The sequence below is a fragment of the Coprococcus sp. AF102-57 genome (assembly GCF_027686195.1).
Classification (GTDB): Bacteria; Bacillota; Clostridia; order Lachnospirales; family Lachnospiraceae; genus Allocoprococcus; species Allocoprococcus comes.
The window spans coordinates 23,445-43,770 of record NZ_JAQCSY010000017.1 but is presented as its reverse complement, the minus strand read 5'-3'; the positions used below and the strand labels follow the sequence as shown (position 1 = coordinate 43,770).

General features: G+C 44.3%; 20 protein-coding genes, 1 pseudogene and 1 other annotated feature. All 21 genes and pseudogenes read left to right on the top strand.

Annotation, left to right across the window (positions count from 1 at the left end; translation table 11 throughout):
- The first annotated feature begins 1 nt into the window (after position 1).
- The 21 genes and pseudogenes from purD (at position 2) to PGZ10_RS11315 (ending at position 20,178) form a co-directional block, all read left to right on the top strand.
- Positions 2-1,273, top strand: a complete 1,272-nt coding sequence (purD, locus tag PGZ10_RS11415) for a phosphoribosylamine--glycine ligase (RefSeq protein ID WP_022220987.1) — start codon at positions 2-4, stop codon at positions 1,271-1,273.
- Between the two features lie 144 nt (positions 1,274-1,417).
- Positions 1,418-1,649, top strand: a binding site (T-box leader).
- Positions 1,650-1,723: 74 nt separating this feature from the next.
- Complete coding sequence (locus tag PGZ10_RS11410) at positions 1,724-4,378, top strand: valine--tRNA ligase (protein WP_055156372.1); 2,655 nt, start codon at positions 1,724-1,726, stop codon at positions 4,376-4,378.
- Between the two features lie 182 nt (positions 4,379-4,560).
- Positions 4,561-6,789: an LTA synthase family protein gene (locus PGZ10_RS11405; RefSeq protein WP_117823585.1), complete on the top strand. Its 2,229-nt coding sequence runs from the start codon at positions 4,561-4,563 to the stop codon at positions 6,787-6,789.
- 29 nt (positions 6,790-6,818) lie between these two features.
- On the top strand, positions 6,819-8,126 hold the full coding sequence (locus PGZ10_RS11400; protein WP_270541486.1) for a bifunctional folylpolyglutamate synthase/dihydrofolate synthase: 1,308 nt from the start codon (positions 6,819-6,821) through the stop codon (positions 8,124-8,126).
- A complete protein-coding gene (locus PGZ10_RS11395) occupies positions 8,119-8,253 on the top strand; it encodes a hypothetical protein (RefSeq protein WP_022220983.1) in 135 nt (44 codons plus the stop codon). Before PGZ10_RS11400 ends, PGZ10_RS11395 begins: the two co-directional genes overlap by 8 nt.
- Before the next feature lie 11 nt (positions 8,254-8,264).
- Positions 8,265-9,635 (top strand): tetratricopeptide repeat protein, encoded by a 1,371-nt coding sequence (locus PGZ10_RS11390; RefSeq protein WP_008372948.1) that lies wholly within the window; start codon positions 8,265-8,267, stop codon positions 9,633-9,635.
- A gap of 193 nt (positions 9,636-9,828) precedes the next feature.
- Positions 9,829-10,143: an STAS domain-containing protein gene (locus PGZ10_RS11385; protein WP_008372950.1), complete on the top strand. Its 315-nt coding sequence runs from the start codon at positions 9,829-9,831 to the stop codon at positions 10,141-10,143.
- Positions 10,143-10,613 carry an anti-sigma F factor gene (spoIIAB, locus tag PGZ10_RS11380; RefSeq protein ID WP_270541485.1) on the top strand — a complete coding sequence of 157 codons (471 nt, stop codon included), beginning with the start codon at positions 10,143-10,145 and terminating at the stop codon, positions 10,611-10,613. Before PGZ10_RS11385 ends, spoIIAB begins: the two co-directional genes overlap by 1 nt.
- Positions 10,592-11,311 carry an RNA polymerase sporulation sigma factor SigF gene (gene sigF, locus PGZ10_RS11375; RefSeq protein ID WP_270541483.1) on the top strand — a complete coding sequence of 240 codons (720 nt, stop codon included), beginning with the start codon at positions 10,592-10,594 and terminating at the stop codon, positions 11,309-11,311. Before spoIIAB ends, sigF begins: the two co-directional genes overlap by 22 nt.
- A 74-nt stretch (positions 11,312-11,385) precedes the next feature.
- Entirely contained in the window at positions 11,386-11,568 is a 183-nt protein-coding gene (locus PGZ10_RS11370; RefSeq protein ID WP_044999057.1) for a hypothetical protein, read from the top strand.
- Positions 11,552-12,187, top strand: a complete 636-nt coding sequence (locus PGZ10_RS11365; RefSeq protein ID WP_022220981.1) for a stage V sporulation protein AA — start codon at positions 11,552-11,554, stop codon at positions 12,185-12,187. The genes PGZ10_RS11370 and PGZ10_RS11365 overlap by 17 nt, the downstream gene beginning before the upstream one ends.
- The gene (locus tag PGZ10_RS11360; RefSeq protein WP_022220980.1) at positions 12,177-12,593 is read left to right on the top strand and encodes a stage V sporulation protein AB; all 417 of its coding nucleotides are present in this window, start codon (positions 12,177-12,179) and stop codon (positions 12,591-12,593) included. The genes PGZ10_RS11365 and PGZ10_RS11360 overlap by 11 nt, the downstream gene beginning before the upstream one ends.
- 12 nt (positions 12,594-12,605) lie before the next feature.
- The gene (locus PGZ10_RS11355) at positions 12,606-13,064 is read left to right on the top strand and encodes a SpoVA/SpoVAEb family sporulation membrane protein (RefSeq protein ID WP_008372960.1); all 459 of its coding nucleotides are present in this window, start codon (positions 12,606-12,608) and stop codon (positions 13,062-13,064) included.
- 16 nt (positions 13,065-13,080) lie between these two features.
- Entirely contained in the window at positions 13,081-14,091 is a 1,011-nt protein-coding gene (gene spoVAD, locus PGZ10_RS11350; RefSeq protein WP_022220979.1) for a stage V sporulation protein AD, read from the top strand.
- A gap of 13 nt (positions 14,092-14,104) precedes the next feature.
- Positions 14,105-14,461, top strand: coding sequence for a SpoVA/SpoVAEb family sporulation membrane protein (locus tag PGZ10_RS11345; protein WP_270541482.1), 357 nt, complete (start codon positions 14,105-14,107; stop codon positions 14,459-14,461).
- A 148-nt stretch (positions 14,462-14,609) separates the two neighbouring features.
- A complete protein-coding gene (locus PGZ10_RS11340) occupies positions 14,610-16,244 on the top strand; it encodes a Na/Pi cotransporter family protein (RefSeq protein WP_044999060.1) in 1,635 nt (544 codons plus the stop codon).
- A 48-nt stretch (positions 16,245-16,292) separates the two neighbouring features.
- Positions 16,293-16,556, top strand: a pseudogene (locus tag PGZ10_RS11335) (ABC transporter substrate-binding protein); the annotation flags it as partial.
- Between the two features lie 13 nt (positions 16,557-16,569).
- A complete protein-coding gene (locus tag PGZ10_RS11330) occupies positions 16,570-18,036 on the top strand; it encodes a glycoside hydrolase family 32 protein (protein WP_270205890.1) in 1,467 nt (488 codons plus the stop codon).
- 223 nt (positions 18,037-18,259) lie between these two features.
- Entirely contained in the window at positions 18,260-18,412 is a 153-nt protein-coding gene (locus tag PGZ10_RS11325; RefSeq protein ID WP_270541481.1) for a hypothetical protein, read from the top strand.
- Between the two features lie 204 nt (positions 18,413-18,616).
- Positions 18,617-19,591: an alpha/beta fold hydrolase gene (locus tag PGZ10_RS11320; RefSeq protein ID WP_270541480.1), complete on the top strand. Its 975-nt coding sequence runs from the start codon at positions 18,617-18,619 to the stop codon at positions 19,589-19,591.
- Positions 19,592-19,689: 98 nt separating this feature from the next.
- Complete coding sequence (locus tag PGZ10_RS11315) at positions 19,690-20,178, top strand: zinc ribbon domain-containing protein (protein ID WP_270541479.1); 489 nt, start codon at positions 19,690-19,692, stop codon at positions 20,176-20,178.
- Positions 20,179-20,326 lie beyond the last annotated feature (148 nt).

Here is a 20,326-nt window from a genome sequence, read left to right as displayed (position 1 = left end):
AATGAAAGTATTGATCGTAGGCGGTGGCGGAAGAGAACACGCAATTGCATATTGTGTAGCAAAGAGCAGCAAGGTAGAGAAGATGTACTGTGCACCGGGAAATGCCGGGATTGCAGAGCTTGCAGAATGCGTACCGATTGGTGCGATGGAATTTGACAAGCTGGTTACATTTGCAAAGGAAAAAGAGATCGATCTGGCAATCGTAGGAATGGATGATCCGTTGGTTGGCGGCCTTATAGATGAATTTGAAAAAGCCGGGATCCGCGCATTCGGACCAAGAAAAAATGCAGCAATCCTGGAGGGAAGCAAGGCATTTTCAAAAGATCTGATGAAAAAATATGACATCCCGACCGCAGCATATGAGAATTTTGACAATGCAGACGAAGCGCTGGCTTATCTGGAGACAGCCAAATTTCCGATCGTTCTGAAGGCAGATGGTCTGGCACTTGGAAAAGGTGTACTGATCTGTAATACGTTGGAAGAAGCAAAAGCCGGCGTGAAAGAGATCATGCTGGACAAGAAATTTGGTGCATCCGGTAATACCATGGTTGTAGAAGAATTCATGACAGGACGTGAGGTTTCTGTTCTTTCCTTTGTAGATGGAAAGACCATCAAGACTATGACAAGCGCGCAGGATCACAAGAGAGCCAAAGACGGAGATCAGGGATTGAATACCGGTGGTATGGGAACTTTCTCACCGAGTCCTTTCTATACAAAAGAAGTTGACGAATTCTGCCGGAAATATGTGTACCAGAAGACGGTAGATGCAATGGCAGCAGAGGGAAGAGAGTTCAAGGGGATCATCTTCTTCGGACTGATGCTTACCGAAGACGGACCGAAGGTTCTGGAATACAATGCCAGATTCGGAGATCCTGAGGCACAGGTTGTTCTTCCGCGTATGAAGAATGATCTGATCGATGTGATCGAAGCCTGTATCGACGGAACACTGGATCAGGTAGATCTTCAGTTTGAAGACAATGCAGCAGTCTGTGTGGTACTTGCATCTGACGGTTATCCGGTCGCTTATGAAAAAGGACTTCCGATCACAGGTCTTGACGAGTTCAAGAAGCATGAAGGATACTATTGCTTCCATGCCGGAACCAAATTCGACGGAGACCAGATCGTGACAAACGGAGGACGTGTCCTCGGTGTGACAGCCAAAGGAGCAACGCTCAAAGAGGCCCGTGCCAATGCTTACAAAGCAACCGAATGGGTTAAATTTGATAACAAATATATGCGCCACGATATCGGAAAAGCGATTGACGAGGCTTAGGAATTTAGGGCGGGATCTTTCTTATTCAGAGGGATTTCGCCTTTTTTGAGTTAAGTGAAAAATTTAATCTTTAAGAAGTTCTAAAGATTTCATGAACTTCTTGACAAATCGGACTTTGAATACTATGATTATCAATAGTTATGGGAAAAGGCAATGAGAAAGAGGAGTATGCAGACTGGTCCGAAGAAGAGAGAACCGTTCACAGGCTGAGAGACGGTTTACGGGAAGTGGTTGCAGAAGGTAGCTTTGGAGCCGGGTATCTGAAAAAGGGCGAGTAGGATATCACGGGGTGGTTTCCGTTATAGAACTGTGAGAGATACGAGATGGATTTATTTCGTGGAACAAAGGTGGTACCGCGTTTATACACGCCCTTTACATATTGTAAAGGGCTTTTTTTATTCTTTAGAGAGAGAGCAAAAGTGCGCGGTGGACTTATAAGAGGAGGAAACAATGAGTAAGAATCTTGAAAAGACCTACAATCCGAAAGAGATTGAAGCGAAACTTTATGAAAAATGGTGTGAAGAAAAGTATTTTCACGCTGAAGTTGACAGAAGTAAGAAACCATTTACAACGGTAATGCCGCCACCGAATATCACCGGTAAGCTGCATATGGGACATGCTCTCGATAATACACTTCAGGATATCCTGATCCGTTACAAGAGAATGCAGGGATATAATGCACTGTGGATCCCGGGAACAGACCACGCTGCAATTTCAACAGAAGTAAAGGTTACAAACCAGTTAAAGGCAGAGGGAATTGATAAGAAAGAACTCGGAAGAGAAGGATTCCTTAAGAGAACCTGGCAGTGGAAAGAAGAGTACGCAGGAACCATCGAAGGTCAGCTGAAAAAGCTTGGTGTATCCTGTGACTGGGACAGAGAACGTTTCACCATGGATGAAGGATGCTCGAATGCGGTCAAAGAAGTATTCCTTCGTCTTCACGAAAAAGGATTTATCTACAAAGGTTCCAGAATCATCAACTGGTGTCCGGTATGTAAGACTTCCCTTTCTGACGCAGAAGTTGAGCATGAGGAACAGGCAGGACATTTCTGGCACATCAAGTACCCGATCGTAGGAACAGAACGTTTCCTTGAGATCGCAACTACACGTCCGGAAACTCTGCTTGGAGATACAGCGATCGCCGTACACCCGGACGATGACAGGTACAAAGATATTGTAGGAAAGAATGTCATCCTTCCGTTAGTTGGAAGAGAAATCCCGATTGTGGCAGACGCTTACGTTGATAAAGAATTCGGAACAGGTGCGGTTAAGATCACACCGGCACATGACCCGAATGACTTTGAAGTAGGAAAGAGACATAATCTTCCGGAAATCAACATCCTGAATGATGATGCTACCATAGTAGAAGGATACGGAAGATATTCCGGAATGGATCGCTATGAAGCAAGAAAAGCAATCGTAGAAGATCTGGAAAAAGAAGGATACCTTGTAAGCATCGAAGAACATGTACACAACGTTGGAACACATGACAGATGTAAGACAACCGTTGAACCGATGATCAAACCACAGTGGTTTGTTAAGATGGATGAGCTTGCCAAACCGGCGATCAATGCGATCAAGACCGGCGAATTAAAATTCGTACCGGAACGTTTTGGTAAGATCTACCTGAACTGGCTGGAAAATATCCGTGATTGGTGTATTTCACGTCAGATCTGGTGGGGACACAGAATTCCGGCCTACTATTGTGATGAATGTGGAGAAGTGGTTGTTGCACGTGAGATGCCGGAAAAATGCCCGCATTGCGGATGCACACATCTGACACAGGATGAAGATACACTGGATACCTGGTTCAGTTCAGCACTGTGGCCGTTCTCAACACTTGGATGGCCGGAAGAGACAGAGGACTTCAAGTATTTCTATCCGACAGATGTACTGGTAACCGGTTATGATATTATTTTCTTCTGGGTAATACGTATGGTATTCTCCGGATATGCACATACTGGAAAAGCACCGTTCCATACTGTTCTGATCCATGGACTGGTAAGGGATTCCCAGGGACGTAAGATGAGTAAATCTCTTGGAAATGGTATCGATCCACTGGAGGTCATTGATGAGTACGGTGCAGATGCACTCCGTCTGACTCTGATCACAGGAAATGCACCCGGAAATGATATGCGTTTCTACAACGAACGTGTAGAATCCAGCCGTAACTTTGCCAATAAGGTATGGAATGCATCCAGATTTATCATGATGAACATGGAAGATAAGGTAATTTCCAAACCGGATGAGGCAGACTTTGAAGTAACCGATAAATGGATTTTATCCAAGGTAAATACACTTGCAAAAGATGTAACTGAGAACATGGATAAATTTGAACTGGGTATTGCAGTACAGAAAGTATATGACTTTATCTGGGATGAATTCTGTGACTGGTACATCGAGCTTGTAAAATACAGGATCTACCATTCTGATGAAAATTATAAGAGCGCCAATGCAGCACTTTGGACACTGAAGACGGTTCTTGGTAATGCACTGAAGATGTTACATCCATTTATGCCATTTGTAACAGAAGAAATCTACAGCGCACTGGTACCGGAGGAAAAATCTTTGATGATGTCAGACTGGCCGCAGTTTAGCGAAGACTGGTGCTATGCAGACGCTGAAAATATAACAGATCATATGAAAGAAGTTATCCGTGGTGTCAGAAATGCGCGGGCAGAAATGAATGTACCGCCGAGCCGTAAAGCAAAGGTTTATGTAGTATGCGAAGATGAGAAGCTCTGTGAAGGATTCGAAGAGCTGACAACATGCGCATGCCCGCTTATGAGTGCTTCTGAACTTGCTGTCCAGGCTGATAAGGCAGGTATTGCGGATGATGCCGTATCGATCGTAGTACCGGATGCTTCTGTATATGTACCACTGGAAGAGCTGATTGACTTCGAACAGGAAATCGAGCGTCTGACAAAAGAAGAAGAAAAGCTTACAAAAGAAATCAACCGTGCAAAGGGAATGCTTTCAAATGAAAAATTCGTCAGCAAAGCACCACAGGCAAAGGTTGATGAAGAAAAAGCAAAGCTTGAAAAGTATACACAGATGATGGAACAGGTGAAAGAACGTCTGGAGGCTTTAAAAGCAGGAAGATAATCACTGCAGGAAAGTACTAAGGCATATTCTTTTTTAGCCGGATATACCGGCAGATGCAGCATAAACTGCGCCTGCCGGTACAGAAACACGTAAGGGGTTAAAAGACGATGAAGGAAATTCATTTTAAAAAGATTCAGTGGAAAAAACCGGATCTGAAAGGAAAATGGCAGAAGCTGAAGAATATGAAGCCAGGAGATATAAAGGCGCATTTAAAAAAGCAGCATGAGCGAAGACAGCAGATTCTTGAAAAGCGGCGAAACAGCAAATTCGCAAAAAAGATGGCACCGTACTATAAGATAATGAACCGGTTCTCTTTGCCGCTTCAGGCACTGTGGGCTTGTATCATTAACTTTATCATTGAAGCACTGTCCAGACATTCTGCAATTGCAGCTTGGCAGTATATGACAGGAACACCGCTGGTATTTTTGTACAATGCCGGAATGATTTTCGTTACACTTTTAATCGCTTATCTGGTGCGGCGCCGGGTGTTTACACGGCTGATCATCAGTGCATTGTGGCTCTTTCTGGGTGTTGTCAACGGAGTGATGCTGGCAAAGCGTGTTACGCCGTTTAATGCACAGGATCTAAAGACATTTACAGAAGGACTGTCACTGTTTACAAACTATTTCTCGGTGGCAGAGCTTGTGATGATGGGAATTGGTGTTCCGGCACTGCTCATCTGGCTGGTTGCCATGTGGAGACGTGCCGGACAGTATGAAGGAAAGATGCACAGGATCCCGATGCTGATTATTGTTGTTGCAGCGTTTTTTGGATATTCTGTACTGACAAATGTTGCTGTAGATAAGAGGATTATTTCTACTTACTTTGGAAATATCGCATTTGCTTATCAGGATTACGGACTTCCGTATTGTTTCTCAGCCAGCCTTTTTAATACAGGTATTTCAGAACCGAATGATTATAACAAAGACACGATCGAGAAGATCACGGATAATGGAGAGATGACAGAGAGCACATCCGACAATGGTGTGAGACCGAATGTCTTGTTTGTACAGCTGGAATCTTTCTTTGATCCTATTGAATATGAAGATCTGCAGATGTCAGAGGATCCGATTCCGAATCTGCGCAAGATGTTTGAAAATTATTCTTCCGGATATTTTAAGGTTCCTTCCGTAGGAGCCGGAACAGCCAATACAGAATTTGAAGTGCTGACAGGTATGAACCTGCGTTATTTCGGACCGGGCGAGTATCCTTATAAGACAAAGCTTAAGAATCAGGTATGTGAAAGTGCAGCAACTGCATTTTCTGCATTCGGTTACGGAACCCATGCGATTCACAACAACGGTGGTAATTTCTACAGCCGTGCGAAGGTATTTAACAATATTGGTTTTGACAGCTTTACAAGTAAAGAGTTTATGAATATTCTCCAGACAACAGAGAATGGATGGTCGAAGGATGATATTCTTCTGACGCACATCAAAGACGCTCTGGACTCTACCGAGCAGGAGGATTTTGTATTTACAGTCAGTGTACAGGGACATGGAAATTATCCGACAGAAAAGGTGATTGAGAACCCGAAGATCACCGTAACAGGAGCACCGACAGAAGAGAAGAACAATGCCTGGGAATACTATGTGAACCAGGTATATGAGATGGATCAGTTTGCCGGTAATCTGGTAAAAATGATGGAAGAACGCGGTGAGCCGACTGTGATCGTATTCTATGGTGACCATCTGCCGACAATGGGACTGGAAGCAAAGGATATGAAGAACCGTTATCTGTACAATACAAATTATGTGATCTGGGACAATCTTGGACTTCAGAAAGAGGACCGGAACATTCCGTCCTACCAGATCATGGCGGATGTGATGGACCGCCTGGGATTACATTCCGGTACGGTATTCAACTATCACCAGCAGAGACGCCAGACAAAGGATTATCTGAAGGATCTGGAGCTGTTACAGTATGATATTCTGTATGGAGACCAGTATGTATACAATGGTAAGCCGCCGATCACAGAAGGCCATATGCAGATGGGGATCAAGGAGGTTACGCTCACGGATCTTGTAGAAAATCTGGATGAGACCTATAGCCTCTACGGAACAAACTTTACTAAATGGAGCAAGGTTTACATCAATGATGAAAAGCAGGAATCTACTTTCCTCAATAATACAAGGATCGAACTTCCGGACAGTAAGTTGAAGGATGGAGACATCATTACGGTCAGCCAGGTCGGATCAAGCAATACCATCTTCAGGACTTCAAGCGAATATATTTACATGGATGGAAAAATCCTGGAATATACAGATGAAGTAAAAGAACAGCTAAAGAAAGAAAAAGAACAGAAGAATTCTGTAAAGACGGACGGCGATCAGCAGAAGACAGAAAATGCCGGACAGTCCGGAGAACAGCAGGATCAGAATAATAAAGAAGAAAAGAGCGGGCAGCAGTAGAGTTCCGCTTAAGAAAGACGGGAAAGATTGTGAAGTATGAAGAAGTAGTCCGATATATAGAGGACATACCAAAATTTACAAAGAAGCATACGCTTTTGCATACCCGTGAATTTATGAGAAGATTGGGGAATCCCTGCCAGGGAAGAAAGGTTCTTCATGTGGCAGGGACGAACGGAAAGGGAAGCGTCTGCGCATATATGCAGGCGATTCTTCTTTTTGAGGGAAAGCGTGTTGGATTTTTTACATCACCACATCTGGTGAAGCTCAACGAGCGGATCCGGATCAATGGAAAAGATATTGACGATGATACCTTCTGCCGGATTTTTGCAAAGGTGCGGCAGGTGGCAGAAGAACTGGAAAAGGAAGGGCTGGAACATCCTTCTTATTTTGAATTCCTGTATGGAATGGGTATGCTTGCATTTGAAGAGAATGATGCAGAGTATATTGTACTGGAGACAGGACTTGGAGGAAGGCTGGATGCGACTAATTCCTTCGAGCATCCGTTCCTGAGCGTGATCACATCGATCGGACTGGATCACACAGAGATCCTTGGAGATACGATTGAAAAGATCGCGGGAGAAAAAGCCGGAATCATCAAAAAAGGCGTACCGGTATTTTTTGACGGCTCTGATGAAAGAAGTAGTCGGGTTATAGAAGAAACTGCCGAAAATGTAGAAGCACCGTGGTATAAAATGGAAAAAGATGCGTTGAAAATTCAAGAAATTACAGACAAACATATTGCTTTTTCTATTTTGGATGAGTATGATAATAATACCGTATGGCAGGTGGCTAGCACCGGAATCTATCAGGTGATGAACGCAGCACTTGCAATCCGGGCGATGAGATATACATTTGGTGACAAGGCAGAAATCTGCAAATGGCAGAAGGTGGTTGCATCTGTTAAATGGCAGGGAAGAATGGAAGAGGTTCTTCCCGGAGTTATCTTTGACGGGGCGCATAATCTTGCGGCAATCCGTGAATTTACAAAGAGTATCCGGATGCAAAGAGAGGTGGAAGGGGAAATCCATCCACTGATAATCCTTTTTTCAGCCGTTGCAGATAAGGATTATAGTCATATGATCGAGCTTTTATGCAGAGAATTGAAAGCAGATGCTTATGTCATTGCCAAAGTAGACAATAAAAGGGGAGCGCAGGCAGATACACTTGCCGCGTTGTTCCGGAAGTATACAGACAGACCGGTCTATCGGGAGGACACGCTTGCTGATGCATTTACACGTGCACTGAATGAAAAGGGCAGCGAAGGGAAACTTTACTGTCTGGGGTCGCTCTATCTGGTAGGGGAGTTAAAAGAACTGATAGGAGGAGAAGATGCTTAATTTTGAAGAAGAACTTAAGAAGTTCAAACCAAGTCTGGAAGTAGAAGATATCGAGAATGCAGTATATCAGGAGGATCTGTCTGATATGACAGATATCTTAAGAGAGATGATGGATCAGAAAAAATAGGGGAGATTTTGATGGACTATAAGCAGAAACTCGAGTACCAGTCGAACTACTGGTACAATGATGGACTGAAGAAAGCGCAGATCCGGGATCTGTCCGGGGCAATTGTGTCGTTAAAAAGAAGTTTGCAGTTTAACAGAGAAAATATCACAGCGAGGAATCTTCTCGGACTTGTCTATTATGGACGTGGAGAAGTAGCGGAGGCTCTTGTAGAGTGGATCATCAGTAAAAACTTCAGGGCTTCAGAGAATATTGCCAGCTACTATATCAGTAAGGTTCAGGATAATCCAAGTGAGCTGGAGAAGGTGAATCAGGCAGTTCACAAATACAACCAGTGTCTTGGATACTGTAGACAGAATGGAGAAGATCTTGCGATCATCCAGCTGAAAAAGGTGGTTGTGGCACATCCGTCTTTCCTGAAGGCATATCAGCTTCTGGCACTTCTTTATATGCATTCCGGACAGTATTCCAAAGCAAGACAGAGCCTGAAGACGGCACTCAAGCTGGATGTGACGAATGATATTACGCTCCGGTATATGCATGAGCTGAACCGTCAGCGGAATCGGCAGGTTGCACATATTAAAGAGGAAAAGCATGGCAGACAGTCGGTTGTCACATACAATCTGGGAAATGAGACGATCATCCAGCCTGCAGCAACACTGCGAGACAATGCGGCAGTGATGACAGTTGTCAATATTCTGATCGGTATGGTGGTTGGAGCGGCAGTGGTGTGGTTCCTGATCGCTCCGGCGGTAAACCAGACAAAGTCGTCTACAAAAAACCGGAATGTCATTGCACTAAGCGAGCAGATAGCTTCACAGAAGACACAGATCCAGACGCTTAAGGATGAACTGGAGGGATACCGTAACAGCAGTGATGAGGTAGAATCGGCAAAGCAGACCGCCGCATCCACACAGGACAGCTATGATGCCCTGATCAAGGTATATCAGCAGTATTATGGCGGAACAACGAGCAATGCGGATATGGCAGATACGTTGCTTGGACTGAACAGGGATTCGTTGGGAGAAGAGGGACAGAAAATCTACGATTCGATCTCCGGTTCCGTGTTCCCGCGAGTATGTGTGAGCCTGTATTCGACCGCGCAGTATGAAGTGCAGAGTGGAAATTATGATGATGCCATTTCGGATCTTGAAAAGATCCAGAAGATGGATGACTCTTATAGTGATGGTGGTGTGTACAAGCTTCTTGGAGACGCGTATGCCGGTAAAGGTGATAAGGACAATGCAAAGAGCAATTACGAAAAAGCAGCGACCGATTATCCGGGAACACAGGCAGCATATTCGGCACAGAGCGCACTGGATGCAATGGGATCAGATGGAACTTCGGAGAATACTTCCGGTGGAACAGGCACCCAGGGACAATAAAATATAAAAGGCACAAAAGAGAAAGTAGCGAAAAAAGGCGTTACTTTCTCTTTTGTTTTATAGGAAATTCCGAAGGAACTTCCTATAAAACAAAAGGCACTATGTACCGTAAATGCGCACTCTTTTTATAAATCCATCAAGGCTATTGGCGTATTTGTATAAATAAAAAAGACAGAAAGGGGTTTAAGCAAAAATGCAGTATCAGATCAAAGAAAATTGTCTTACGATTTTTCTTCCGGCGGAGGTGGATCATCACAATGCGGAGGAGATCAAACGGGAGGCGGATAAAGTGATCGAGGAGCAACATATCAAATATGTGATCTTTGATTTTGGAAGGACGAATTTTATGGACAGTTCCGGGATTGGAGTGATCATGGGACGGTACCGGCATATCTTTCTTCTTGGCGGGGAAGTATGGGCGATACATACAAGTGAACGGATGCGGCAGATTCTGAATATGTCCGGCGTGACGAAGATCATACAGATTTATGAGGAGGGAATGATGTAATGGAATATTTTAACGAGATGGAAGTAGTTTTTGACAGCAGATCGGAGAATGAGGGATTTGCAAGGGTGGCAGTGGCTGCGTTTATGACGCAGATGGATCCGGTTCTGGAGGAAGTGGCAGACGTGAAGACGGCGGTCTCCGAGGCAGTGACGAACAGCATCATCCATGGATATGAGGGACGGACGTCCGGAAAGATCACGGTCTGGTGCGGGATTGAAAAAGATAAGAAGACCATTGCGGTCACAGTGAAGGATCAGGGCGTTGGTATCAAAAACGTGGAGCAGGCGATGGAGCCGCTCTATACGACCAGACCGGATATGGATCGGTCCGGGATGGGATTTGCATTTATGGAGGCATTTATGGATGAAGTACAGGTGGAATCTGTGCCTGGAAAAGGGACTACGGTTTGGATGAAGAAAACGACAGGAGAGGAAAAGAAGGAAGCTGTATGGACCACACAATCGCATTGATCAGACGGGCTCACGAAGGGGATGAAAATGCGAGGGCACAGCTTGTGGAGGAAAACACCGGTCTGATCTGGTGTGTGGTGAAAAGATTTTACGGACGGGGCACAGAGGCAGAGGATTTATTTCAGATCGGAAGCATCGGGCTTTTAAAAGCGATCGATAAGTTTGATCTGGGCTATGATGTGAAATTTTCAACCTATGCAGTTCCGATGATCACGGGAGAAATAAAGCGTTTCCTGCGTGATGATGGGATGTTGAAGGTCAGTCGTTCCTTAAAAGAGATTGCATATAAAGCATATCAGGCAAAGGAGGCGCTCACGGAAAAGCTTGGAAGAGAACCGCTGCTGGAAGAAATTGCGGAAGAAACGGGTGTGGAAAAAGAGGAGCTGGTGATGGCGATGGAGGCAGCAGGAGAAGTGGAATCGCTTCACAGACCGGTCGGTATGAAAGATGGAAATGAAGTAATGCTGCTGGAAAAGATTGCAGATACAGGCGGTGCAGAAGAAAAGATCCTGGATCATTTTCTGCTTACAGAGCTGATAAAAGAATTAAAAAAAGACGAGAGAAAGCTTCTGTATCTGCGCTATTTTGCAGATAAGACGCAGACAGAAATCGGCGAAGAGCTTGGAATTTCACAGGTGCAGGTATCGCGGATGGAGAAAAAGATCCTGAAAACCATGCGGGAACACGCAAAAGAATAAAAGGATGTATGTTTTCTGGAAAAACAGGGATACTATTTCCTATCTGAAACAGATCACAAAGGAGGCGGATGCGATTGGAAAGAAGAAAAAAATATATATGGGGCTGTGTTCTTTGTGCCCTGCTGACAGCTGTTCTGATCGGAATGATCTACTATTATAATGACGTCCGGGGGACAGACCAGGTAAGTGAAGGAACGCTGATCTGGCAGGCACTACCGGTAAAAGAAAGGACGGATACAGATGTCTTCGGGAAATGAAATACTTTATATCAAAGGGGAAAAGAATACCGAGGTGAAAGAACCAAATGTGACATTAGGAGATATCCTGACAATGGAATGCAGCAATTCTTCCATCATGAACAGGATTAAACCACTGCGGATCCTGAAAATCCCGAAAAAAGAACAGCACAGATATGTGGTGTCTGTTCTGAAAATCATAGAATGTATCCATCGGGAAATTCCCGGACTACAGATTCAGAACGAAGGAGAAAGTGACCTGATCATTACCTATGAAGGGGAGAAAAAACGAAATGCTATCTGGCAGGGAATTAAAGTGGTTGTAGTTGCGGGAATCACATTTATCGGAGCAGCATTTTCCATCATGGCATTTAACAATGATGTGTCGGTGACAAAGATGTTTTCCCGGATTTATCTGCTTCTTACCGGAGAAGAATCGAATGGATTTACCCTGATAGAGCTGACTTACTGCATCGGGCTGATCGTAGGGATCCTGATTTTCTTCAATCATTTAGGAAGAAAGAAATTTACAGCAGATCCGACGCCGATGGAAGTGGAAATGCGTTTGTATGAAAATGATATTCAGGAAACTTTGATCGAAGCTTATGCGAGAAAGGAAAAAGAAGTCGATGTGGATTAGGCAGATTCTGGTGGCGGTGGTTGGTCTTGCATCCGGATTTGCAGTCGCGGCAGGACTGTTTTCATTTATTATCGGACTTGGCGTAGTGTCAGATTTTGCAGACCGGACACATACCGGGAAGCATGTCATGCTGTATGAAAACTGCATTATGGCAGGTGGGATCCTTGGAAATATTTTCTGGGTATACGGGCTCGCGATGCCTGGCGGCAAATGGATCGTTCCGGTGTTTGGACTTTTTTCCGGAATTTTTGTTGGTTGCTGGTCAATGGCACTTGCGGAAATTCTGAATATTTTTCCGATTTTTATCCGGAGGATCAAAATTCTGAAATGTGTGCCATGGCTGATTTTTGGGATGGCGCTTGGGAAAAGCCTTGGAGCACTTCTGTTTTTCTATAAAAGATGGTAACTGGAGGAGAAAATGAAGCAACAAGAGAAAGAAAAAGAGTATGAAACATATGTAAAAGAGAAAACACCGGTCAGGAAGCCTGGACCTGCGATGGCAAAAGCATTCGTGACCGGCGGGATCATCTGTACGATTGGACAGACGATCTTAAATGCGTGCGAAAAGGCGGGAATGTCAAAGGATATTTCTGCAAGCTGGTGTTCACTGATCCTGATCCTGGCAAGTGTGGTGCTGACCGGATTTGGAATCTATCCGAAGATCGCGAACTGGGGAGGAGCGGGAGCACTGGTGCCAATCACCGGATTTGCCAATTCCGTTGCGGCGCCGGCAATTGAATACAAAAAAGAGGGGCAGGTTTTCGGAATTGGCTGCAAGATATTTACGATTGCAGGACCTGTGATCCTGTACGGAGTTTTCACCAGCTGGGTTCTGGGACTGCTCTACTGGATTGGGACGCTGATCGGAATTGTGTGAGCAAGGAGGGATGGACATGAATGCGATGAAAGGAACACAGAGTATTGCATTTTCGGAAAGTCCGTATCTGGTAAGCGCCGGATCGGTTGCCGGAAAAAAAGAAGGAGAAGGACCACTTGGAAAATATTTTGATATTGCATCGGAGGATGACCTTTTCGGAGAGAAAACCTGGGAGCTTGCAGAAGGAACAATGCAGAAGCTTGCGTGTAAGCTGGCATTGAAAAATGCGGGAGTACAGCCGGAGGAGGTACGCTATCTCTTTGGCGGCGATCTTTTAAGACAGGGAATTGCTACATCGATGGGGGCGGAAGAACTTCAGATCCCGGTGTTTGGTCTTTTCGGCGCATGTTCCACATCCGGAGAGGCACTTGCCCTTGCTGCAATGACTGTGGCGGCAGGCTATGGAGATCTGGTGCTTGCTGCAACATCGAGTCATTTTGGAAGTGCAGAAAAAGAATTCCGTTTTCCACTTGGCTATGCGAATCAGAGACCACTTTCTTCTACCTGGACAGTGACAGGAAGCGGAGCCTTTCTGGTAGGAAAAAAGAAAAGCCGGGTGCGGATCAGTGGAGTGACGATTGGGAAAATTGTGGATTATGGGCTGAAGGATTCACAGAACATGGGAGCGTGTATGGCACCGGCAGCGTGTGATACGATTCTGCAGAATCTTATGGATTTTGGAAGAGGTGAAAAGGATTACGACCGGATCATTACCGGAGACCTGGGCTATGTGGGGCAATCGATTTTATTTGACCTGCTTCGTAAGAAAGGGCTGGATATCAAAGAAAATCATATGGACTGCGGAATGACGATATTCGATCAGCAGACACAGCATACAAATTCCGGTGGAAGCGGCTGCGGCTGCGCGGCGATCACTCTTGCAGCATATATTATGCCACAGCTGATATCGGGGGAGTGGAAAAGGATTCTTTTTGTACCAACGGGGGCGCTGATGTCGACGGTCAGCTTCAATGAAGGAGAAAGTGTTCCGGGAATTGCACATGGAATTGTGCTGGAACATTGTTAAAGGAGGAAAGAAAATGGACTATATCAATGCATTCTGGGTAGGAGGACTCATCTGTGCACTGGCGCAGATCCTGCTTGACCGGACGAAAATGATGCCGGGAAGAGTCATGGTAAGCCTGGTGGTACTTGGCTGCATTCTTGGCTTTGTACAGATATTTAAACCATTGCAGGAGTATGCGGGGGCAGGCGTGAGCGTGCCACTGCTCGGTTTTGGAAATACTTTATGGAACGGAGTAAAAGAGGCAGTCGATAAGGAAGGATTTATCGGAATTTTTCTGGGAGGATTCAAGGCAAGTGCGGCAGGAATCAGCGGCGCATTGATTTTTGGTTACATTGCATCATGGATATTTGAACCAAAGATGAAGGAGTAATGAGAATAATTTTCGTCAGAACTACGAAAGAAAATTTATTGTACAGAGAGAAAAATGATGTTAAGATGAAATCGTGGCTGTGTAAATGGCCTGTAAAATAAGAATCAGAGTGAAAAAGAAAAAGTACATAAGAGGAGATAACACGACTATGAAGTACACAAGTATCATTATTCCGTTTGTCGGAGGCCTTGGTATGTTCATTTATGGAATGCAGATCATGGCACAGGGGCTGGAGAATGCTGCCGGCAACCGGATGAAGTCATTGCTTGAAGCACTTACAAAGAATAAGTTCTTCGGCGTATTGCTTGGAGCGTTCATTACCGCAGTGATCCAGAGCTCATCTGCGACGACCGTCATGGTAGTTGGTTTTGTAAATGCCGGTATCATGAACCTTCAGCAGGCGATGGGAGTTATCATGGGTGCGAACATCGGTACAACAGTTACCGGATGGCTGGTATCCAGTGTGGAATGGGCCAAATTTTTAAGTCCGTCCAATCTGGCACCGGTTGCGATCATGATCGGTGTGATCATTATGCTGACCGGAAAGAGGCGTTCGACAAAAGATATCGCAAGTATTGTGGTTGGTTTCGGACTTTTATTTGTCGGGATTTCATCCATGTCCTCAGCGGTGGAACCACTGAAAGATAATGCAGCATTCTGCAATATTTTCGTATCACTGGGACACAATCCGTTGCTTGGAATTGTGGCGGGTGCAGCAGTTACGGCGATCATCCAGAGCTCATCTGCATCGGTCGGAATCCTGCAGAGCCTTGCAGCAGCAGGTCTTGTACCGTTTGGCGCAGCAATCTATATTATCATGGGACAGAATATCGGTACCTGCGTAACTGCAATCCTGTCCAGTGTGGGTGCAAAGAAAAATGCGAAAACCGCAGCGCTGATGCATCTGATCTTTAATATCATCGGAACGATCATTTTCAGTATTATTGCGATCGCATATCTGAGTATTGTGAATCCGGCATGGGCGCATGGAAATATCACCCAGACACAGATCAGTATGGTGCATACGGTATTCAATATTGTGACAACCGTTCTGCTGTTCCCGGTTTCTGACTGGATCATCAAGCTTGCCAAGAAGATCGGACATGTGGAAGAAGAGGTACAGGATGAAAGTGTAGTCCTTCTGGATGACCGTATGCTGGAGACCCCTGGTATCGCGATTCAGTCAACCGTTTCTGAGCTTGTCCGAATGGGACATGTGGTTGCGGATTCTCTGGAGGTTGCAAGAAAAGTTATGTTCGAACGAAAAGAAGAACAGATTGCGTTCCTGAAGGAAGAAGAAAGCAAGGTAGACCGGTTAAGTGCCGGTATCACATCTTATGCGATCAAGCTGTCGACTCTGCAGATCAATGAACGTGAGCATGAAGAGGTGGCGCATATGCTCCAGATCGTGTCAGATATGGAACGTATCAGTGATTACTGTGAAAACATTTCTGAGTTCGCGGAATCACTGCTGGAAAAGCAGGTGGATTTCTCTGAGGTTGGAGTGGAACATCTGAACAAGATGCTGGATGTCTGCATTGCAAGTTATCTGTATGCGTTGGAAGCCTTTGAGTCCAATGACCGCGAAAGTGCGTTAAAGACCATCGAGAAAGAAACAGAGGCAGACGGGCTGGAGATTTCCCTCCGCGCAAAGCATATCAAGCGTCTTACCAACCAGCAGTGTAACACAGAAGCCGGAGTGGTATTCCTTGATTCTCTGGTATGCCTGGAAAGAATTTCCGACCATGCCAGAAATATTGCGGAAGAAGTGCTGGCGGAATAGAAGATAGGAAAATGCAAAAGTGCATGTGGCCTGACGGCTACATGCACTTTTCTGAAAGATATGAACAGCAAATATGTATATCCAAATGTATTCATGAGTATCGAAGATACCAATAAAGTGTCACAGTATGATACCGACATCAAAAAATATGCAGAGCAGAAGAAAGCCGACTGGATCTTAAATGGTGGAATCGAAAAAGAGTGGGATTCTTACCTTGATAAAATGGAAAAGTACGGACTTTCCGATTATCTGGCTATTAAACAGAAGTATTTCGATCAGTACCAGAAATCGCTTTCAGAAGAGAATAAGTAGCAGGAGAAAATGCATGAGTGAGATGTTAGAAAAAGCAAGAAATTATGAGACAGAAAAACAAGTGTATGTAAAGAAAACGACCAAACCACTGTTCCATGTTACGGCACCGACCGGATGGATCAATGATCCGAATGGTTTTTCCGTATATGATGGGAAAATACATTTGTTCTATCAGTACAATCCATATCAGAGAGAGTGGGGACCAATGCATTGGGGACATAGTGTGACTGATGATATGGTCCGCTGGGAGCAGCTTCCGGCAGCGATTGCACCGGATCAGGAATATGATAAGGCAGGATGTTTTTCCGGAAGTGCGATCGAAGCAGATGGAAAGCATGTACTTGTATATACCGGAGTTACCAGAGTAAAGCAGGCAGATGGAAGTGAGCAGGAACGGCAGAATCAGTGTATCGCATTTGGTGATGGAAAAGATTATGTAAAGTATGAAAAGAATCCGGTTGTGACAGGTGAGATGCTTCCAGAAGGATGCAGCCGGATTGATTTCCGTGACCCGAAGATCTGGAAAGAAAACGATACCTATTATCTGATCGTTGGAAATAAGAATGATAATCAGGTTGGGCAAGTTGTGCTTTGTTCGAGCAAAAATCTGACAGACTGGAAATTTGAGACAATTCTGGCATCAAATGAAAATGGTGATATAGGAACGATGTGGGAATGCCCGGATTTCTTTGCTTTAAAAGACAGACATGTGCTGATCTGTTCGCCACAGGATATGAAGGCGCGGAAATATGAGTTTCACAATGGACATAATTCGGTGTATTTTTTGGGAGACTACGATGCAAACAGATGCAGATTCAGCAAAGAACAGCCGCATACACTTGACTATGGTATGGACTTCTATGCTCCACAGACAACAGAACTTCCGGATGGCAGACGGATCATGATCGCATGGATGAAATCATGGGATGCCTGTGTGATACCGAATTCGCAGGACTGGCAGGGAATGATGACATTTCCGAGAGAATTGGAGATAAAAGAAAACCGTATCTGGCAGAATCCGGTGAAAGAACTGGAAAATTATCATCAGAATCCATGTTGCTATGAACACGCAGAAATCGAAGGCGAGACAGTGCTTGCAGGAGTAGAGGGACGCACAATTGATCTTACGGTGACACTGGAAGATGGAGAAAATACAATCTTTTCTATCAAACTGGCAGCAGATAGTGAGTATGAAACGAGTTATACCTATAATAAGGAAACTAGACTTCTGGAAATCGACCGTACATACTGCGGTGTTACAAAAGATGTGGTATGTGTACGAAAATTCAGAATTGAGGATCCGGCAGGGCTTAAAAAGATGCGGTTTATCCTGGATTATCATTCGATCGAACTTTTTATTAATGATGGACAGCAGACGGCGACCACTGCAATCTGTACGCCTCTGAATGCGAAAGATATTTATTTTTTCAGCGATAAGAAAATGACAATGAGTGTTGAAAAGCATGATATTATAATGTAAAAAGCAGGAGAATAACTGGAAAACGGGAATGCAGTATTGTTACTGTGCTTAATGGATTGGAAGAATATGTGTCCTGGAGTAAAAGGTTTCAGACATTGGAAGAGATTATGAAGACAGGGGAAGATGTCTATTTGTCCAAAATTCTGGATACAGATGACACTTATACGATCGTAAAAAAATTCATGATGCGTTAGCACAGGATATTGATTACGATTATGATCATATGAATGAAATCGGACCGGCACATTCCATTGCGGGAGCAATGACATCTACAAAGAAAGCGGTATGTGAAGGATATTCGAAAGTCATGCAGTTATGGATGACGGAAAGTATTACTGGCTGGATGCTACATGGGATGATCAGACAACGGGAGTGATTTATAACTACTTTCTTGTAGGAAATAATCATTTTCTGGATCATACTGCTGAATTATGTAAGTGGAAAAAGCGCAACTTTATAATTTTAAACAACTTTAAAGAACTGTATACAGAAATCCTATAGCAGAGAGTTCCCCTCTCTGCTATAATCATATCAGAAAATAAAAAGTACGAACCAAAATCTATCGGGGAGGTTATCACACATGCAGACACCTATTTTACAGGAAAGTAACTACAAAGAAGAAATGCAGACCATCGTAGAACCGTATCTTGTATCTATCGGAACGGAATTCTATCTGGAAAGACATGCAGGGCAGAAGATCCACTGTATGCATTATGTTCCGGAGAACCCACATGCGGTTGTGATGTTGTCACATGGATTTATTGAAAACGCGGAAAAATATAAGGAGATCGCCTATTATTTTGCAAAAGAAGGTTTTAGCGTATATCTTCCGGAGCACTGCGGACATGGCTTCAGCTATCGTCTGACAGAAGATGAATCCCTGGTGCATCTGGACAGATTTGAACGTTATGTAGAGGACTTTATCTTTGTAACCAAGAAGGCAAAAGAGGACAATCCGGGGATGAAGATTTATCTGTACGGACATTCTATGGGAGGTGGAATTGCGGCAGCAGTTGCGGCAAGAGCACCGGAAATGTTTGAGAAGGTAATTCTGTCGTCACCGATGATCCGCCCACTGACCGGAGGGGTGCCGTGGCATGTGGCAAAGGCGATCGCAAAGACATCCTGCAAGGTGGGAAGGAACAAAAAATATGTAGTCGGTCAGAAGCCATACAAGGAGCCAGGAAAATTTGAAGAGAGCTGCTCCCTTTCCCGTCCGAGATTTGAGTATTATGAAGAAAAAAGGACGAAGGAAGCCCATTATCATCTGAACGCACCGTCTTATGGATGGCTCGGAAATGCAATGCGTCTGAACCGGTATCTGGAAAAGACCGGATGGAAGAAGATCGAAGCACCTGTCATGCTCTTTTCAGCAGGCAAGGATAATCTGGTGTCGAATGCAGCGCAGGAACGTTTTGTGCGAAAACTAAACAAGAACAGACCGGAAAGTGCCGAGCTTGTGAAGTTCCCGGAATCCAAGCATGAGATATTCAATGCGGAAAATACGATTGCGGAAAAATACTGGAAGAAAGTGTTTGTTTTTTTTGAATCATGATTTTGAAAGAATGTAAAGAAGCTGTAAATTATATAAATTGCTTATTGATAAATGCAAGAAAAGTGGTAAGATAAAATTTACAGAAAGGAATGAGACAAATGGGATTTTTTGATAATCTGAAAAGCAGCCTGACAGAAACCGGTCAGGATTTATCACAGAAGGCAAAGGATGCGACAGAGATTTTCCGCCTGACAAATTTAAATAAGACAAAAGAAAAAGAAATTGAAAAAGTCATTTATCAGATAGGCAGTACATATTATGCCAATTACCGGAACGAATGCGTGGAAAAGATGCCGGAGCTTGCCGCACAGATCAAATCCCTGCAGGATGAGATCGCGGCCAACAAAGAGATAATTGAAAAATTATCGACAGAAGAAATCTGCCCGCAGTGTGGAAAGAAAGTGAACCCTGGAAGTAAATTCTGTATTTACTGTGGAGCGGCACTGGAAGCACCGACAGAACAACCGGAGGAAAAGGCAGAAGTGAAAGTGTGCAAGTCCTGTGGAAAGCCGCTGGAAGAGGGGGCTGTATTCTGTACAAACTGTGGAACAAAAATAGAAGATGATAAGGCAACTGAGGAAAACTAGAAGGCAAAGCATCGAGTGATGAAATGCAGGTCAGAATATGAAAAAATGAAAGAGTATATGCAAAAAGCCGGATAGGAGTTATTCTATCCGGTCTTTTATGTATATGACAAGCCAGTCAAAGATTTGTGCTTATACAGGAACGACCGGT

Bases quoted from the DNA above. Each gene is read 5' to 3' on its own strand.
- PGZ10_RS11390 (WP_008372948.1), top strand. From the start codon at position 8,265: ATGGACTATAAGCAGAAACTCGAGTACCAGTCGAACTACTGGTACAAT.
- PGZ10_RS11325 (WP_270541481.1), top strand. From the start codon at position 18,260: ATGAATGAAATCGGACCGGCACATTCCATTGCGGGAGCAATGACATCT.
- PGZ10_RS11385 (WP_008372950.1), top strand. From the start codon at position 9,829: ATGCAGTATCAGATCAAAGAAAATTGTCTTACGATTTTTCTTCCGGCG.
- purD (WP_022220987.1), top strand. From the start codon at position 2: ATGAAAGTATTGATCGTAGGCGGTGGCGGAAGAGAACACGCAATTGCA.
- spoIIAB (WP_270541485.1), top strand. From the start codon at position 10,143: ATGGAATATTTTAACGAGATGGAAGTAGTTTTTGACAGCAGATCGGAG.
- sigF (WP_270541483.1), top strand. From the start codon at position 10,592: ATGGACCACACAATCGCATTGATCAGACGGGCTCACGAAGGGGATGAA.
- PGZ10_RS11365 (WP_022220981.1), top strand. From the start codon at position 11,552: ATGTCTTCGGGAAATGAAATACTTTATATCAAAGGGGAAAAGAATACC.
- spoVAD (WP_022220979.1), top strand. From the start codon at position 13,081: ATGAATGCGATGAAAGGAACACAGAGTATTGCATTTTCGGAAAGTCCG.
- PGZ10_RS11395 (WP_022220983.1), top strand. From the start codon at position 8,119: ATGCTTAATTTTGAAGAAGAACTTAAGAAGTTCAAACCAAGTCTGGAA.
- PGZ10_RS11405 (WP_117823585.1), top strand. From the start codon at position 4,561: ATGAAGCCAGGAGATATAAAGGCGCATTTAAAAAAGCAGCATGAGCGA.
- PGZ10_RS11360 (WP_022220980.1), top strand. From the start codon at position 12,177: ATGTGGATTAGGCAGATTCTGGTGGCGGTGGTTGGTCTTGCATCCGGA.
- PGZ10_RS11410 (WP_055156372.1), top strand. From the start codon at position 1,724: ATGAGTAAGAATCTTGAAAAGACCTACAATCCGAAAGAGATTGAAGCG.
- PGZ10_RS11330 (WP_270205890.1), top strand. From the start codon at position 16,570: ATGAGTGAGATGTTAGAAAAAGCAAGAAATTATGAGACAGAAAAACAA.
- PGZ10_RS11320 (WP_270541480.1), top strand. From the start codon at position 18,617: ATGCAGACACCTATTTTACAGGAAAGTAACTACAAAGAAGAAATGCAG.
- PGZ10_RS11355 (WP_008372960.1), top strand. From the start codon at position 12,606: ATGAAGCAACAAGAGAAAGAAAAAGAGTATGAAACATATGTAAAAGAG.
- PGZ10_RS11315 (WP_270541479.1), top strand. From the start codon at position 19,690: ATGGGATTTTTTGATAATCTGAAAAGCAGCCTGACAGAAACCGGTCAG.
- PGZ10_RS11345 (WP_270541482.1), top strand. From the start codon at position 14,105: ATGGACTATATCAATGCATTCTGGGTAGGAGGACTCATCTGTGCACTG.
- PGZ10_RS11340 (WP_044999060.1), top strand. From the start codon at position 14,610: ATGAAGTACACAAGTATCATTATTCCGTTTGTCGGAGGCCTTGGTATG.